This is a genomic window from Brevundimonas sp. TWP3-1-2b1, from assembly GCF_049896165.1.
In the GTDB taxonomy this organism is placed as follows: domain Bacteria; phylum Pseudomonadota; class Alphaproteobacteria; order Caulobacterales; family Caulobacteraceae; genus Brevundimonas; species Brevundimonas subvibrioides_B.
The window spans coordinates 38,907-52,330 of the sequence record NZ_JAFCTT010000016.1 but is presented as its reverse complement, the minus strand read 5'-3'; the positions used below and the strand labels follow the sequence as shown (position 1 = coordinate 52,330).

General features: G+C 71.1%; 15 protein-coding genes and 1 pseudogene. 9 read left to right on the top strand and 7 right to left on the bottom strand.

Annotated elements, in window-relative coordinates:
* Window positions 1-6: 6 nt before the first annotated feature.
* The 6 genes from ACP7AB_RS14370 (at window position 7) to ACP7AB_RS14345 (ending at window position 4,573) form a co-directional block, all read left to right on the top strand.
* Window positions 7-531 carry a DUF2271 domain-containing protein gene (locus ACP7AB_RS14370; RefSeq protein ID WP_425992532.1) on the top strand — a complete coding sequence of 175 codons (525 nt, stop codon included), beginning with the start codon at window positions 7-9 and terminating at the stop codon, window positions 529-531.
* A gap of 12 nt (window positions 532-543) precedes the next feature.
* Complete coding sequence (locus ACP7AB_RS14365) at window positions 544-1,386, top strand: DUF4198 domain-containing protein (RefSeq protein WP_425992530.1); 843 nt, start codon at window positions 544-546, stop codon at window positions 1,384-1,386.
* A gap of 86 nt (window positions 1,387-1,472) precedes the next feature.
* Window positions 1,473-2,459, top strand: a complete 987-nt coding sequence (locus ACP7AB_RS14360; RefSeq protein ID WP_425992528.1) for an FAD:protein FMN transferase — start codon at window positions 1,473-1,475, stop codon at window positions 2,457-2,459.
* Window positions 2,456-3,796, top strand: coding sequence for a sulfite reductase subunit alpha (locus ACP7AB_RS14355; protein ID WP_425992527.1), 1,341 nt, complete (start codon window positions 2,456-2,458; stop codon window positions 3,794-3,796). Before ACP7AB_RS14360 ends, ACP7AB_RS14355 begins: the two co-directional genes overlap by 4 nt.
* Window positions 3,797-3,848: 52 nt before the next feature.
* Complete coding sequence (locus ACP7AB_RS14350) at window positions 3,849-4,313, top strand: hypothetical protein (RefSeq protein ID WP_425992525.1); 465 nt, start codon at window positions 3,849-3,851, stop codon at window positions 4,311-4,313.
* A complete protein-coding gene (locus ACP7AB_RS14345; protein WP_425992523.1) occupies window positions 4,310-4,573 on the top strand; it encodes a hypothetical protein in 264 nt (87 codons plus the stop codon). The genes ACP7AB_RS14350 and ACP7AB_RS14345 overlap by 4 nt, the downstream gene beginning before the upstream one ends.
* On the opposite strand, the gene ACP7AB_RS14340 is transcribed toward ACP7AB_RS14345, so the two are convergent.
* Window positions 4,566-5,960 (bottom strand): Nramp family divalent metal transporter, encoded by a 1,395-nt coding sequence (locus tag ACP7AB_RS14340; protein ID WP_425992521.1) that lies wholly within the window; start codon window positions 5,958-5,960, stop codon window positions 4,566-4,568. The two genes, ACP7AB_RS14345 and ACP7AB_RS14340, sit on opposite strands and share 8 nt — an antisense overlap.
* A 79-nt stretch (window positions 5,961-6,039) precedes the next feature.
* A pseudogene (mntR, locus tag ACP7AB_RS14335) lies at window positions 6,040-6,480 on the bottom strand (manganese-binding transcriptional regulator MntR); the annotation flags it as partial.
* Window positions 6,481-6,593: 113 nt separating this feature from the next.
* On the opposite strand from mntR, the gene ACP7AB_RS14330 reads away from it, so the two are divergent.
* Window positions 6,594-7,310: a hypothetical protein gene (locus ACP7AB_RS14330; protein WP_425992520.1), complete on the top strand. Its 717-nt coding sequence runs from the start codon at window positions 6,594-6,596 to the stop codon at window positions 7,308-7,310.
* Window positions 7,311-7,453: 143 nt separating this feature from the next.
* Here ACP7AB_RS14330 and gspD read toward each other — a convergent pair whose 3' ends face one another.
* Genes gspD through gspG form a run of 5 tightly spaced genes read right to left on the bottom strand, consistent with a single transcriptional unit; the run spans window position 7,454 to window position 11,707 of the window.
* Window positions 7,454-9,502 (bottom strand): type II secretion system secretin GspD, encoded by a 2,049-nt coding sequence (gspD, locus tag ACP7AB_RS14325; RefSeq protein WP_425992518.1) that lies wholly within the window; start codon window positions 9,500-9,502, stop codon window positions 7,454-7,456.
* A 9-nt stretch (window positions 9,503-9,511) separates the two neighbouring features.
* Window positions 9,512-10,408 (bottom strand): type II secretion system protein N, encoded by an 897-nt coding sequence (locus tag ACP7AB_RS14320; RefSeq protein WP_425992517.1) that lies wholly within the window; start codon window positions 10,406-10,408, stop codon window positions 9,512-9,514.
* On the bottom strand, window positions 10,405-10,764 hold the full coding sequence (gene gspI / locus ACP7AB_RS14315; RefSeq protein WP_425992515.1) for a type II secretion system minor pseudopilin GspI: 360 nt from the start codon (window positions 10,762-10,764) through the stop codon (window positions 10,405-10,407). Before gspI ends, ACP7AB_RS14320 begins: the two co-directional genes overlap by 4 nt.
* The gene (locus ACP7AB_RS14310; RefSeq protein ID WP_425992514.1) at window positions 10,761-11,243 is read right to left on the bottom strand and encodes a prepilin-type N-terminal cleavage/methylation domain-containing protein; all 483 of its coding nucleotides are present in this window, start codon (window positions 11,241-11,243) and stop codon (window positions 10,761-10,763) included. The genes gspI and ACP7AB_RS14310 overlap by 4 nt, the downstream gene beginning before the upstream one ends.
* Window positions 11,243-11,707: a type II secretion system major pseudopilin GspG gene (gene gspG, locus ACP7AB_RS14305; protein WP_425992512.1), complete on the bottom strand. Its 465-nt coding sequence runs from the start codon at window positions 11,705-11,707 to the stop codon at window positions 11,243-11,245. The genes ACP7AB_RS14310 and gspG overlap by 1 nt, the downstream gene beginning before the upstream one ends.
* Before the next feature lie 101 nt (window positions 11,708-11,808).
* Between gspG and gspL the strand changes: the two genes are divergently transcribed.
* Window positions 11,809-12,942, top strand: coding sequence for a type II secretion system protein GspL (gspL, locus tag ACP7AB_RS14300; protein ID WP_425992511.1), 1,134 nt, complete (start codon window positions 11,809-11,811; stop codon window positions 12,940-12,942).
* Entirely contained in the window at window positions 12,939-13,406 is a 468-nt protein-coding gene (gspM, locus tag ACP7AB_RS14295) for a type II secretion system protein GspM (RefSeq protein WP_425992509.1), read from the top strand. Before gspL ends, gspM begins: the two co-directional genes overlap by 4 nt.
* Window positions 13,407-13,424 lie beyond the last annotated feature (18 nt).

Below are 13,424 nucleotides of genomic sequence, written 5' to 3'. Positions count from 1 at the left end.
CTCACCATGCGTCCTCTCCCCCTGATGCTCGCCGCGATCGCCGGTTCGATCGCCGCCCCGGCCCTGGCCGCCGATCTGACCGTCACCCTGGACGTGCCGCCGATCTCCACAGCCGCCTATCACCGCCCCTATGTCGCGGTCTGGATCGAGCAGCAGGACACGGCCCAGACGGCCGTGCGCACCATCGCCCTGTGGTACGAGGCCGGCGCCACGGCGCGCGGCGATGGCGACGGCGAACAGTATCTGAAGGACATCCGCACCTGGTGGCGCAAGGGCGGCCGCGCCATGGCCCTGCCGATCGACGGCGTCACCGGACCGACCCGCGCGCCGGGCCGCCAGACGGTCACCGTTTCCGGCGCCCGCCTCGCCAGCCTGCCGGCCGGTTCGTACAACATCGTCGTCGAGGCGGCCCGCGAACAGGGCGGCCGCGAGACCGTCCGCCTGCCCTTCATCTGGGGCGGCGCGGCCAACATCGCCTCCGCCGCAGGAACCTCCGAACTGGGCGCCGTGCGCGTCACCGTCACCCGCTAGGGATCAGTCGCCATGAAGACCTCCATCCTTCCCACGAAAGCCCTGGCCGCCCTGGCCGTCCTGGCCGCCGTCGCCGCGCCGATGTCGGCCAGCGCCCACCGGGGCTGGCTGATGCCCTCGCACACCGTCCTGTCGGGGGACTCCTTCTGGGTCTCGTTCGACGCCGGCGCCTCGAACGGCGTCTTCATCGCCGACCACGCCCCGCTGCGCCTGTCGCCCGAGAGCCTGTCGATCACCGCGCCCGACGGCTCGGCCGGCGCGGCCGCCAACCTGATGCAGGGCGCCTACCGCACCACCTTCGACGTCGAGGTCAGCAAGCCGGGCACCTGGAAGATCGCCAACGCCTCGGCCGGCATGACTGCGACCTGGACGCTGAACGGCGAACAGGGCCGCTGGCGGGGTCCGGCCGCCGAGATGGCCGCCAACATCCCGGCCGGCGCCACCGACGTCGCCTCGGCCTTCAGCGCCAACCGGCTGGAGACCTTCGTCACCCTGGGCGAGCCGACCACCACCGTCTTCACCCCGAGCGGGGTCGGCATCGAGATGGTCCCGGTGACCCACCCGAACGACCTGGTCGCCGGTGAGCCGGGCGTGTTCCAGTTCCTGAAGGACGGCCGGCCCTACGCCGACGCCGACGTCGTCGTGGCGCGCGGCGGCCTGCAGTACCGCGACAACCCGGAAGAGATCACCGCCAGGACCGACGCCGAGGGCCGGGTCTCGATCGCCTGGCCCGAGGCCGGCCTGTACTGGGTCAACACCTCGTGGCGCGATCCGGCGGCCCCGGCCGGCGGCGGCCGCAGCGGCCCGCCGGTCGCCTCGGCCCAGTACACCGCTGTCCTGCAGGTCCTCCCCTGACCCTTCGCGGATCGCGCGGAACCCCGCCGCCGCTCGATCTCCGCGAGGCGGACGACCGGTCGGCGACCCGCGTCCTGATCCCGCCCATGGGCGCTCCGCCGTCCAGACCGCCAGGCGACGACGTCCGGCGGCTGGGCGGCGAGACCATGGGCACGACCTGGTCGGTCCGCGCCGTCGCCCCGGCCGGGATCGACGACCCGGCGCTGATGGTCGCCGTCCGGACCGAGCTGGACGCGGTCATTGCCGCCTTCAGCCCGTGGGACCGGACCAGCGAGATCTCCCGCTTCAACGCCGCGCCCGCCGGAATCTGGGCCCTGTCCCAGACCTTCTGGACGGTGCTCGACGCCTCCATGAATCTGGCCGACGATACGGATGGCGCGGTCGATCCGACCCTGGGCGCGCTCGTCGATCTATGGGGTTTCGGCCCGTCCGGAGCGCGCGTCGGGACCGTCCTTCCGTCGGACGCCGAGGTCGCCGCGGCCCTGGCCGTCAGCGGCTGGCAGAAGCTGCGCCTGAACCGCGACGCGCGCGGCGCCATGCAGCCCGGCGGCATGAGGCTGGACTTCGCCGGCATCGCCAAGGGCCATGCGGTGGACCGGGTCTCCGAAGCCCTGACGCGTCTCGGCGCGACCTCCCACCTCGTCGAGATCGGCGGCGAGATGCGCGGCCAGGGCGTGAAGCCGGACGGCCAGCCGTGGTGGATCGGTCTGGAGGAACCGCCGGGCGCCCCCTCCACCCGCACCGTCGCCGCCCTGGTGGATATCGCGGTCGCCACCTCCGGCGACTGGCGCCGCGCCTTCGAGCACGACGGCCGGCTCTATCCGCACACCATCGACGGCCGCACCGGTCGGCCGATCGACAACGGCGTGACCTCCGTCACCGTCTTCCACGCCAGCGCCATGATCGCCGACGCCTGGGCCACCGCCCTGACCGTTCTGGGCCCCGAGGCAGGTCCGGCGACGGCGGAGGCCTACGACCTCGCCGCCCAGATGGTGGTTCGCACCGCCGACGGTATCGTCGAACACCTGACCCCCGCCTTCGTCGCCATGATGGACGAGGACGACGCCGGGTGAGCGACGACCCGATCCGGTGGATCTGGGCGGCCCTGACCGTCGTCGCCTGGCTCGGCTTGACCGGCTGGACGATCCGGCGGTTCCGCGCCAGGCCAGCGGCGCCCGCGCAGCAGGGCTCGACCCTGATCGCCGTCGCCAGTCAGACCGGCTTCGGCGACGAACTGGCCGAGATGACCCGCAAGGCCTTCGCCGACGCCGGTCGCCCCGCCCGGGTGAAGTCCTTAGTGGACATCGAGCCGACCGACCTGATCGGCGCCGCCCGCGTCCTGTTCATCGCCTCGACCACCGGCGAGGGCGACGCTCCCGACAGCGCCTCCCGCTTCGTCCGCCGGATCATGACCGATCAAACGCGCCTGGAAGGGCTGGAGTACGGTCTCCTCGCTCTCGGCGACCGGACCTATGTCGAGTTCTGCGGTTTCGGTCGCGCGCTGGACGGCTGGCTGAAGTCGGCCGGCGCGCGATCCCTGTTCGATGCGGTCGAGGTCGACAACGGCGACGCCGCCGCCGTCCGTCACTGGCAGGGCGAGCTCAGCCGCCTGACCGGCTCGGTCGCCGCCCCCGACTGGGCCCCGCCCGCCTATGCCGACTGGCGTCTGGTCGAGCGCCGCCTGCTGAACCCCGGCAGCCCCGGCGAGGGCGCCTGGCATCTGGTGTTCGAGCCCGTCGACGGCGCCCTGCAATGGGTCGCAGGCGACATCGCCGAGGTCGGCGCCCCCTCGCCCGAGGGCGGTCTGGCCCACCGCGAATACTCCGTCGCCTCCCTGCCCGCAGACGGCCGCGCCGAGTTCCTGATCCGTTTGATGCGCCGGCCCGACGGAACGCCCGGCCTCGCCTCCGGGTGGCTGACCGAGACGCTGGGAATCGGCGAGATCGCACCGATGCGCATCCGCGCCAACCGCGCCTTCCACGGCCCGGACGCGGCGACTCCGATGATCCTGATCGGCAACGGCACGGGCATCGCCGGCCTCCGCTCGCATTTGAAGGCTCGCGCTGCCCGGAAGGCGACCGCCGGCGCCTGGCTGATGTTCGGCGAGCGTACGGCGGCCCATGACAGTTTCCATGACGCCGAACTGCGCGGCTGGCTGACGAGCGGCGCACTGACCCGTCTCGATCGCACCTTCTCGCGCGATCCCGGCGACGGCCGCTATGTTCAGGCAGTGATCGAGGCTGAAGCCGTTGGCGTCCGCGACTGGGTCGCACGCGGGGCCGCGATCTACGTCTGCGGCAGCCTCGAAGGCATGGCCGGAGGCGTGAACACGGCGCTCGAAACCGTCCTCGGCGCCGACGCCCTGCGCGACCTCGTCGAGACCGGCCGCTACCGTCGCGACGTCTACTAGCCGCTGACGCAAACCCGGGTGTAGCCTCGTTGCGGGAATCGGGGAGACGACGATGACGAACTTCAGGGCGGCGACGCGCGACTGGCTGCTGACGCCCGTCATGATGCTTATGGCCGCCCTGACGCTGGGCCTCGCAGGCTGTTCCACCGTCGCCGCACCCACGACCTATGCCGCGCCTGCTCCGGCCGTCCTCGTCGAGGCCTGGGCCGGACCGGTCGAGGAGGTCCGCACCGGTCGCGTCATGACCTTCTACCGGGCGTACGGGGGTGGCGCGAACCGCCTCGGGGCCTGGCTGTCGCCCGTTCAGCCGACGTCTTCGCAAGGCGTGCGCGAGGCCATGGCCCTGCCGCCCGCCAACACGGCGGAGTTCTACTCCGTCGTCACGGTCCCCGCGGGCACCCTGATGAAGGTCGGTATCGCCGCCCCCGCCTTCGACCAGCCCGGCGGCGGCCGGCAGGTCCAGCTTCTCGAACTGATCCCGGCCGAGAGCTTCTCCGACCCGATCCCCCTTCCATGACGCAGATCGAACTTCCCGACGGCGACCGCCTGGTCCTTCACGGCCTGTCCGCGCCCGAAGACGAGCGCGGCGCGGTCGTCCGCCTGCATGCGACGGGTCGCCGGCGCTGGATCGCCCATCCGCCGAAGGGCGACGCCCAGGACGCCTTCGTCGCCATGAGGCTGGAGGACGGGGTCCTGTTCGCCGACAGTTTTCAGGGTCTGAGCTTCCACATCGACCTCGCCACCGGTGCGGTCCGGGCCAGCGCCTTCCTCAAATAGCGGCCGCGCGGTAGCCGAGCCGCACCCAGGCCGCAAAGCCGATCATCACTGCCGCCAACAGACCCAGCCACACCGGCCCGATCACGCTCCACAGCAGATAGACGTTCAGCGAGGCGATCACGGCGCAGATCGAATAGCCAACGACCTGCACGACGCGCCCGTTCGCGAACTGGCCCATCCTCGCCTTGTCCGACGTCAGCATCATCAGGGGGAAGATGGCGAACGGCAGCTGCATCGACAGCACGACCTGGCTGATGACCAGCAGCTGGACCGTATCCCGCCCGCCAGTGGCCGAGACGATCACCAGGGCCGGAACGATGGCGATACTCCGGGTGACCAGCCGCCGGATCCACGGCTTGATGCGGATCTTGAGGAAGCCCTCCATCACGATCTGACCGGCCAGGGTCCCTGTAATCGTCGAGGACTGGCCCGAGCACAGCAGGGCGACCGCGAAGGCGGTGGCCGCCGCTCCGCCCAGGGCGGGCTTCAGCAGTTCGTGCGCCTGGCGCAGGTCGTCGACCTCGACCCCCGCCTTCCAGAACACCGCCGCCGCCAGCACCAGAATCGCGGCGTTGACGAAGAAGGCAGCGCCCAGGGCCACGATCGTGTCGACCGTATTGTGTCCGATGGCCGCCTTCAGGTCGGCGATCCCCCGGCCGTGCGCCCGGGTCTGCACGATCGACGAATGCAGATAGAGGTTATGCGGCATGACCGTCGCGCCGAGGATGCCCAGCGAGATCAACAGCGCGCCGCCGCCCGGCAGGCTGGGAAGGAAGGCTCCGTGCGCCGCCGCGGCCCAGTCGGGCTGGGCCAGGAAGATCGACCAGGCGAAACAGGCTCCGATGGTCGTGACCAGGGCGATGACGATGGCCTCCAGCCAGCGGAAGCCGAAATTGATCAGCATCAGCAGGATCAGGACGTCGAACCCGGTGATCAGCACGCCCCACATCAGCGGGATGCCGAACAGCAGGTTCAGGGCCACCGCCGCCCCCACCAGCTCGGCCAGGTCGCAGGCGATGATGGCGATCTCGCACAGCAGCCACAGCGCGATCGACGTCGGCTTTGAGTAGGAATCCCGGCAGGCCTGGGCAAGGTCCTGGCCCCTGACCAGTCCCAGCCGCGCGCACAGCACCTGCAGGAAGATGGCCATCAGGTTGGAGGCCAGGATCACCCACAGAAGGGCGTATCCGAACTGACTGCCGCCCGCGAGATCGGTGCCCCAGTTGCCCGGATCCATATAGCCGACCGCGACCAGGAAGCCGGGGCCGGAGAAGGCCAGCATCCGCCGCCACCAGGGCCGCGCCGCACTGCCTTCGGTCCACACCGGGATGCTGCGATGGGCCTCCGGCAGGGAGTGGTTGTGGTCAGCGGCGCCCGGAGCGGCCATCGATATCCCCCTGCGCGGCGAGAATTCAGCCTCGGCTGAATCTATATACGCGACAAATCGTCACCGGATGCGAGGGAAATCAGCCCCCGTCGCGCAGGCGCCGGGTGAGGCTTTCGAACAGGGTCAGGGTCTCGGGACTGACGTGGTGCTCGATACCCTCAGCATCGGCCTCGGCGGTCTCTCCGGTGACGCCGAGCGCGATCAGGAACTCATGCACGATCCGGTGCCGTTCGCGCGACGCCGACGCCATCGTCTCGCCCGCCGGGGTCAGGGCGATGGAGCGGTAGGGTTTGGTTTCCACCAGCCCGTCCCGCTGCAGGCGCTGCAGGGCCTTGGCCGCCGTCGCCGGCGCGACGCCGAGGCAATCGGCCAGGTCGGTCAGCCGCGCCGAGCCGGTTTCCGCGATCAGGTCGCCGACCAGTTCAACATAGTCCTCCGCCACCTCGCTGGAGCGGGCGTCGCGCATTCGACGAAAGGCGGCGGCGCGTCGGGCGGCGCCGGGAACCTGGACCACATCGGTCTCCTGAAACGCACGGGCGCTCCGCGCGCGATCACCCTAGACGAGGCGGCGAGCGATTTCATCGTCCTGTCGTCTTAGGTCCGCATGAGGTCGGCATGGTATCAAGATTTCCGATGCGTTCGCCCCTGCTCGTCCTCATGGCTCCCGCGCTGCTGGCCCTCATGTTGGCGGACTCTCCCGGGCTTGCCCAGGCGCCCGCCGCGTCGCCGATCCCGGCCGCCGCCGAGCCGGTGCAGTTCTATGTCTTCAGCTTCACCGACACGCCCGTCGCCGAGGCGGCCCAGGACGTGGTCGGCGGAGCCCTCGCCTGGGACCTGACCATCGATCCGGCGGTCGACGGCCTCGTCACCTTCCGCGCCGACGGCTGGTACACGGGCGAGGCCCTGCTGAAGGATTTCGGGGCCGCCCTGCTGGATCAGGACATCGCCCTGATGCGCACGGGGGCCGGCGCCTACGCCGTCATCCCGCGCGCCAATGTGCCGATGATGCTGGCGCGAGGCGGCGTGCTGATGACCCTGGCCGAGCCGACGACGGCGCGCCCGCCGGTCCCGGCGCCTTCAGCCACCGCGCCGACCGCAGTGTATGGCAAGGACCGCTGGTGGGACGGGGCCTTCACCGCCCTTTTGATCTTCTTCGGCGGAGCCCTGGCGGGCGGCGTCGCCCTGTTCGGCGGCCAGACTGTCTATCGCCGGGCGGAGGCGCGGGGACGGATCGCGGCGCCCCTGCTGCGACTGACCGACCAGCGTCTGCGTTTCGAACGTCCGGCGGAGGGCGCCCCTGCCGATCCTGGCCTTGTCATCCCCCGGTTCACCCCGCGCCACGACCTTTGATCCCGTGCATCCCCGCGAAGGCGGGGACCCAGGTTTTAGCCAAGAGCACGGCGGGTGGGATTGCTGTCAGCACGGGGGCGGGCAGGTCTATCGCCCAAGGCGCCGGGTCCCCGCCTTCGCGGGGATGAACGGAGTGGGGCGGTCTAGAAAACCTCATCCACCTCGGGCTGGAGTCGGGGGTCGCGGGCAATCGGTTCCGGCCGCGTCGGATCGAGCCGCACCGGCTCCGAGCGCCGCAGCCGGTCGTAGGCGTCCTGCGCATCGAGCGCGACCGAGGCGCTGTCGCGCAGGATCGTCGGCTTGAGGAAGATGAACAGGGTCCGCCGCGTCTGGCTGTCACGCCGCGAGCGGAACAGATTGCCGATCACCGGAAGACTGCCCAGGCCGGGCACCTGACTGTTGGCGGTCTGGCGGTCGTCGGTGACCAGGCCGCCCAGCACGATCGTCTCCCCGTCGTCGGCCAGGGCCGAAGTCTGCAGGCTGCGCCGGTTGGTGACCAGATCCGCCGCCCCGATGATCGCCGTCGGCACCAGCGAGGAAATCTCCTGGCTGACCTCGAGCCGCACCACGCCGCCCTCGTGCACGCGGGGAACGACCCGAAGCGTCAGGCCCACATCCTCGCGGCTGATGGTGGTGAAGGGATTGGTCGAGTTGCCGTCGGTGGCGAAACTGCCGGTCCGGAACGGCACGTTCTGGCCGACCACGATCTCGGCCGCCTCATTGTCCAGCACGGTGATGCTGGGCGAGGACAGCAGGTTGGCCGCATTGTTGGTGCCCACGGCCTGCAGCAGCAGGCCGAAGTCGCCCTCCGACCCCGCCGCCAGCGACAGGCCCGCGCCCAGCAGGCGCCCGGCCGGATAGCCCAGCGCGCTCAAAACCGTGCCCAGGTCGCTCCCCGCGTTGGAGAAGCCGGTGCCCCCGACCACGCCGTCGGCCGGGACCGCGCCGCCGAGGCCCAGCTGCACCCCGATCTGCTCGCCCAGTTCGCCGGTGATCTCGACGATGGCGACCTCGATCTTCACCTGGGCGCGGCGCAGATCGAGCTGGCTGATGACGTCCTCCAGCATGTCCACCGTGGCCGGCGGGCCGCGCATGACGACGGCGTTGAGTTCGGGCGAGGCCTGAACCGTCACGCCTTCCAGGGTGAAGCCGTCGGCGCGGGCCGGCGACCCGGATGCGGGCAAGGAAGCCGCCGCGCCGGCGCCAGACGTCAGGGCGCTGGCCGCCATGGCCGCCGTGTCGCGGTTGGAGGCGCTGAGGCTGGCCAGTCCGGTATTGCCCCGCAGCGACCGCGCCACGGGATTGGTCGCCGACGGCTCGCCGCCCAGAAGGCCGCGCACGATCTCGGTGATCGACTCGGCGTCGGAGTTCCTCAGACGCACGACCCGCGTGACCGGCGTCGCCCCGCCCGGGGTGTCGAGCGCCGCGACGATCGATCGGGCCTGGGCCAGGTCGGCCGCGTCGCCCCGGATCAACAGGACGTTGGAGCGCTCGTCGGCCGTCACGCGCGGGCCGCCGGCGTCAGAGCCCAGCAGGGCGCTGACAGAGGCCGCCACCTCGGTCGCGGAGGCGTGGCGCAGGGCGATGCTGTCGAACGAGGTCCCGCCGCCCTGATCAAGGGTCGCGGCCAGCTCCTGCACCCGGCGAATGTTCTCGGCGTAGTCGGTGACGACGACGGCGTTCGGTTCGGTCAGGGCCTCGATGGCGCCGAAGGACGACACCAGCGGCCGCAGGGCGCGCACGGCCTGATCCGACGGCAGATTCCGCAGGCGGACCAGACGGGTCACGATCTGCTGGTTGGAGCTGGCGGCCCCGGTCTCCGACGCCCCGCTCTGGACCACGGTCGCCTGGGGCACGACGCGCCAGAGATTGCCGCTGCGCACGGCCGCGAAACCCGAGGTCCGCAGCACCGACAGGAACAGCTCCCACACGCCATTGCGGCTCAGCGGCTCGGCCGAGACGACGTTGACCTGGCCCTGCACCTGCGGGTCCAGCACCAGGGTGCGGCCGGTGATACGGCTGACCTGTTCGGCGACGTCCTTGATGTCGGCGCCGCGCATGTTGATGACCACGTCCTGCATGGCGACCGGCGCGGGCGCGACCGTCTGCGCGAAAGAGGCCGATCCCACGGGGCCGGCGGCGAGGCTGAGGGCCAGCACGCTGGTCGTTGTCAGGCGGAGAAACTTCGTCACGCCGGGCTCCTAGCGAAGGGGAAAGTTGAGGGTCAGGCGGCGTCCGTCACGGACGACTACCACGCGCGCCTGGCCGGCCGACCGGGCGCGTTCGAAAAGCTGCTGGTCCGAGCCCGCAGTGCCGACCGCCTGGCCGTTCAGCGTCTCGATCACATCGCCGGGCTGCAGGCCGAAGCGGCGCAGTTCGGGCGAGGGATTGGGGCCGATGCGATAGCCGGACGCCGTCGGAGTCACGCCTGCAGCGCCGGCTGCAGCGGCGACATTGGGGGTCGCGCCCGGATCGGCGACGCGGGGCGCGGGCTGCGAGGCCGCCGCCGCCGCACTGGCCACGGGCGAGGACATCGCCAGGGCCGCCGCCGCTGCCGGCGACTGCGGCGGCTGGACGGGCATCACGGTGATCCCCGCGCCCGGCGTGGCGCTGTACACGGTGGCCGGATCGATCGCGACCGGCTCGGGGAAGTCGAGCCGCTGGCGCGCGCCGCCGGAGGACAGGATGACATGGTCCACCTCGATGGCTTCGATCACCGCGTCGCCAACCGGCGTCTGGCCTATGCCATAGATGGCTGCCGGGCCTTCGCCGATCGCGATCAGGGCCGTCGAGGCGCTGGACGGATCCGCCATCAGGATGCCCTTCAGCACCAGACCCAGGGTCGAGGCCGAAAGGCCTCCCGCCGCTGTCGCGCCGCCGAACGGGGCCAGCGACACGATCCGCGCTACATCCGCATCGGCGCCCGGCGCCGCGGCGCCGCCCAAAGGCGCGAGACTTTCAGCGACCGCGACCTCGTCGCGTCCGTCGTCCCAGCCCGTCAGCCGCCAGGTGAGCCCCGCCAGAGCCAGAGCGAGCGATCCCACGACCACGACGCTGACGACCCTCAGCGCGATCTCGTCCCTGCGCTCCGGGGTCATGCCGTCGCTCCCCGGTCAACGAAGCCCGACAGCCGCACAGCCTCGTTCCTCGACCCCGCCGGAGACACCGCGACATCCACGGCGACCAGATCGGGATCGTCCGTATTCCGCCGCGCGACCCGCACGTCCCAGTCGCGATCCATCATGCGGACCACCGACGCGTCCGGCGTCTGCATCGGGCCTTCGAGATTCAGTTCGACCAGCCGGTTCTCGGCGACCCACTGGGCCACCACCCTCTGTTCCAGCCCGCGCACGCCGTCGACATGGGCCTGGGTCGCGCGCGTCAACCCCACCGTGGCGATGGCCAGGATGAACAGGGCGACCAGCGCCTCCATCAGGGAATAGCCGGGCCTCATGCGGGAGCCTCGTCGCTCACCGGCTCGGCCACGGCGTTCAGTCCGTCGAAGGTAACACGCCAGCGGCGGTCTCCCTTTGCCAGGCCGAAGGCCGCGACCGGCTGGGCGCCGTCGGGGTCGATCGACACGGGCGAAGCTACGCCCAGCCCGACCATCCGGACGCCCGCCGGCAGCGCATGCCGCCCGGCCAGGGCATCGACCACGCCGGTCGTGCCCGCGTCGCCGCGCACGAAGCCATAACCCTCGCCGTCAAAGGCCAGCGACAGGGGTCGGCGCGTCACCAGCACATCGTCGGCCGCCAGCCTCAACCGGTCGGCCAGACGGTTGGCCTCGGTCTCGACACCCATCCCGCGATCGGCCGCGCCGACGCCCAGGGTGACGACGCCCGCCATCACCCCGACGATGGCCAGCACCACCAGGATCTCGACCAGGGTCATCCCCGAGCGTCGCTTCAGACTGTGTCCCCCGACACGGCTCATCAGCGCGTGCGTTCGTTCAGGTCGGCGTCGAGCTTCTCGCCGCCCTCCTCGCCGTCCTTGCCATAGGACAGCAGGTCGTAGGCGCCGCCCGTGCCCGGGCTGCGATAGACATAGGGCTTGCCCCAGGGATCGGTCGGGACCTCGGTCAGATAGGGTTCGGCCGGATAGGCGCGCGGCTCCGGCGGCGTGGTCGGACGGGACGCCAGCGCCTCCAGCCCCTGCTGCGTCGTCGGATAGTCGCCGTTGTCGAGGCGATACATGCGCAGAGCGGTCGCGATGGTCTTCAGGTCGGTCTTGGCCACCGTCACCCGCGCCTCGTCAGGGCGGCCGATGACATTGGGCACGATCAGCACGGCGACCACGGCGATGATGGCCAGCACCACGATCATCTCGACCAGAGTCAGACCCGCACGCCGCGCCTCAAGACGACGATCAAGCTTGTGACGCTTGGACAAAGTAACCATGACACTTTTTCTCGACGGCGTAGCCAGTGGCGACAGGCTTGTTTTCGCTGCTATAGACCGGGTCAACGCCTCCGACCACGCCCTTCTATTGAGTTTCGCCAATGCTCGGTCGACCCGCCCGTTCGAACCTTCCGAGCCGAGGCTTATGGCGCATCGTCGATGACAGAATCATAGCAGTCGATCGGACCTACGCCGGTCCGACGACGGTTCTGGTCCCTTCGGAAGACGTCCTGACCCTGACGGTCGACCTGCCCTTCCCCACCCGCGCCCAGCGCGTCGCCAACCTGGCCTATGCGCTGGAGGACGCGGTCGGCGAGCCCCTGGCCACCCTGCATTTCGCGCTCGGCATGGAAGTCGCCCCGCGCCGCCACATCGCCGGGGTCGTGCGCCACGCGCGGATGCAGTCGTGGATCGCGATGCTGGCCGAGGCCGAGCTCGAGACGTCGATCCTGCTGCCCGACGCCCTGACCCTGCCGATGCCGTCGCCGGGTGCCTGGGTGGTCAAGGCAGAGGCGGATCGCGCCCTGGTCCGCACCGACAACGGCGCCGGATTCGCCCTGCCCCTTTCGGCCATCGACGCGGCCTGGACCGCTGCGGGCAAGCCCCGCCTCCAGACCATCGGCGATCCCCTGCCAGAGGCCCTGGCCGACGGGGTCGAGCACGAGGCCGCCCTGCTCGGGTCGATGGGAGAGACGGTCGCCGTCCTGCCGCCGCTCGACCTGCGCCAGGGCCCCTGGGCAGCCACCCGCTCCGGCGGGCCCAGCTTTGCCCGGACCCTCGCCCTGGTCGCCGGCATCGGCGTCCTGGCCCACATCGGCATCCTCGGCATAGACACCCTCCTGCTGCACAGCATGGCGGAGAAGAAGGAGGCGGAAACCCGCGCCCTGCTCCAGTCCGTCGCGCCGCAGATCGCGGCCGAAGACGATCTGATCGCCGCCGCCGGCCGCGTCCTGCCCTCCGCAGGCGGCGGCGTCCGCCCCTTCACCCGGCTGCTGGCCCAGACCTCGGGCGCCCTGCCGGGCGCAGGCGCCGTGGCCTTCAACTCCGCCGTCTACGCCCCCGGCTCCCTCGATCTCGGCGTCGCGGTCTCCGACATCGCCACCCTGGACCGCGCCGTCGCCGCCCTGAACGCCTCGGGCCTGACCGCGACCGGCGCGCCCGCAGCCGTCGACGCGACCCAGGCCACCAACGGCCTCAACGCCACCATACAGATCACGCCGGGAGGCGCCGGATGAGGTCCCCCGCCCTCGACAACGCCGCCGCCTGGATGATGTCGCGTTCGCGTCGCGAACAGGCGATGATCGCCTTCCTCGGCGGCCTGATCGTCATCGCCATCGTCTGGCTGGCCATCCTGCGCCCCCTGCTAGACGCCCGCGCCACGGCCATCGGCCGCATCGCCGCCTATGAGCAGGTCATGGTCGATGTCCGCACCGCCGGCGGCATGGTCGGCCCGACCGCCTCCCTGTCCGGCCCGCTGCAGACCGCCATCCCGACCCAGGCCGCGACCTTCGGCATCGTCCCCACGCTCACCGGCGACGACAGTTCTGCGGAGGTCAGCGTGACCGGCGCCCGCTACGACGCCGTCATTCCCTGGCTGGCGGCCCTGGAGGCCTCCGGCGCCACCCTGTCCTCCGTCAACATACGGCGCGGGGCGTCCGAAGGCGTCGTCGACGTCACTCTGCGCGTACTTCAACCATGAGCCTCTCTTCATACCGTG

What these genes read in the sequence shown, in the direction of transcription:
- ACP7AB_RS14370 (WP_425992532.1), top strand. Translation starts at nt 7, where the DNA reads ATGCGTCCTCTCCCCCTGATGCTCGCCGCGATCGCCGGTTCGATCGCC.
- ACP7AB_RS14365 (WP_425992530.1), top strand. Translation starts at nt 544, where the DNA reads ATGAAGACCTCCATCCTTCCCACGAAAGCCCTGGCCGCCCTGGCCGTC.
- ACP7AB_RS14360 (WP_425992528.1), top strand. Translation starts at nt 1,473, where the DNA reads ATGGGCGCTCCGCCGTCCAGACCGCCAGGCGACGACGTCCGGCGGCTG.
- ACP7AB_RS14350 (WP_425992525.1), top strand. Translation starts at nt 3,849, where the DNA reads ATGACGAACTTCAGGGCGGCGACGCGCGACTGGCTGCTGACGCCCGTC.
- ACP7AB_RS14345 (WP_425992523.1), top strand. Translation starts at nt 4,310, where the DNA reads ATGACGCAGATCGAACTTCCCGACGGCGACCGCCTGGTCCTTCACGGC.
- ACP7AB_RS14340 (WP_425992521.1), bottom strand. Translation starts at nt 5,960, where the DNA reads ATGGCCGCTCCGGGCGCCGCTGACCACAACCACTCCCTGCCGGAGGCC.
- ACP7AB_RS14330 (WP_425992520.1), top strand. Translation starts at nt 6,594, where the DNA reads ATGCGTTCGCCCCTGCTCGTCCTCATGGCTCCCGCGCTGCTGGCCCTC.
- ACP7AB_RS14320 (WP_425992517.1), bottom strand. Translation starts at nt 10,408, where the DNA reads ATGACCCCGGAGCGCAGGGACGAGATCGCGCTGAGGGTCGTCAGCGTC.
- gspI (WP_425992515.1), bottom strand. Translation starts at nt 10,764, where the DNA reads ATGAGGCCCGGCTATTCCCTGATGGAGGCGCTGGTCGCCCTGTTCATC.
- ACP7AB_RS14310 (WP_425992514.1), bottom strand. Translation starts at nt 11,243, where the DNA reads ATGAGCCGTGTCGGGGGACACAGTCTGAAGCGACGCTCGGGGATGACC.
- gspG (WP_425992512.1), bottom strand. Translation starts at nt 11,707, where the DNA reads ATGGTTACTTTGTCCAAGCGTCACAAGCTTGATCGTCGTCTTGAGGCG.
- gspL (WP_425992511.1), top strand. Translation starts at nt 11,809, where the DNA reads ATGCTCGGTCGACCCGCCCGTTCGAACCTTCCGAGCCGAGGCTTATGG.
- gspM (WP_425992509.1), top strand. Translation starts at nt 12,939, where the DNA reads ATGAGGTCCCCCGCCCTCGACAACGCCGCCGCCTGGATGATGTCGCGT.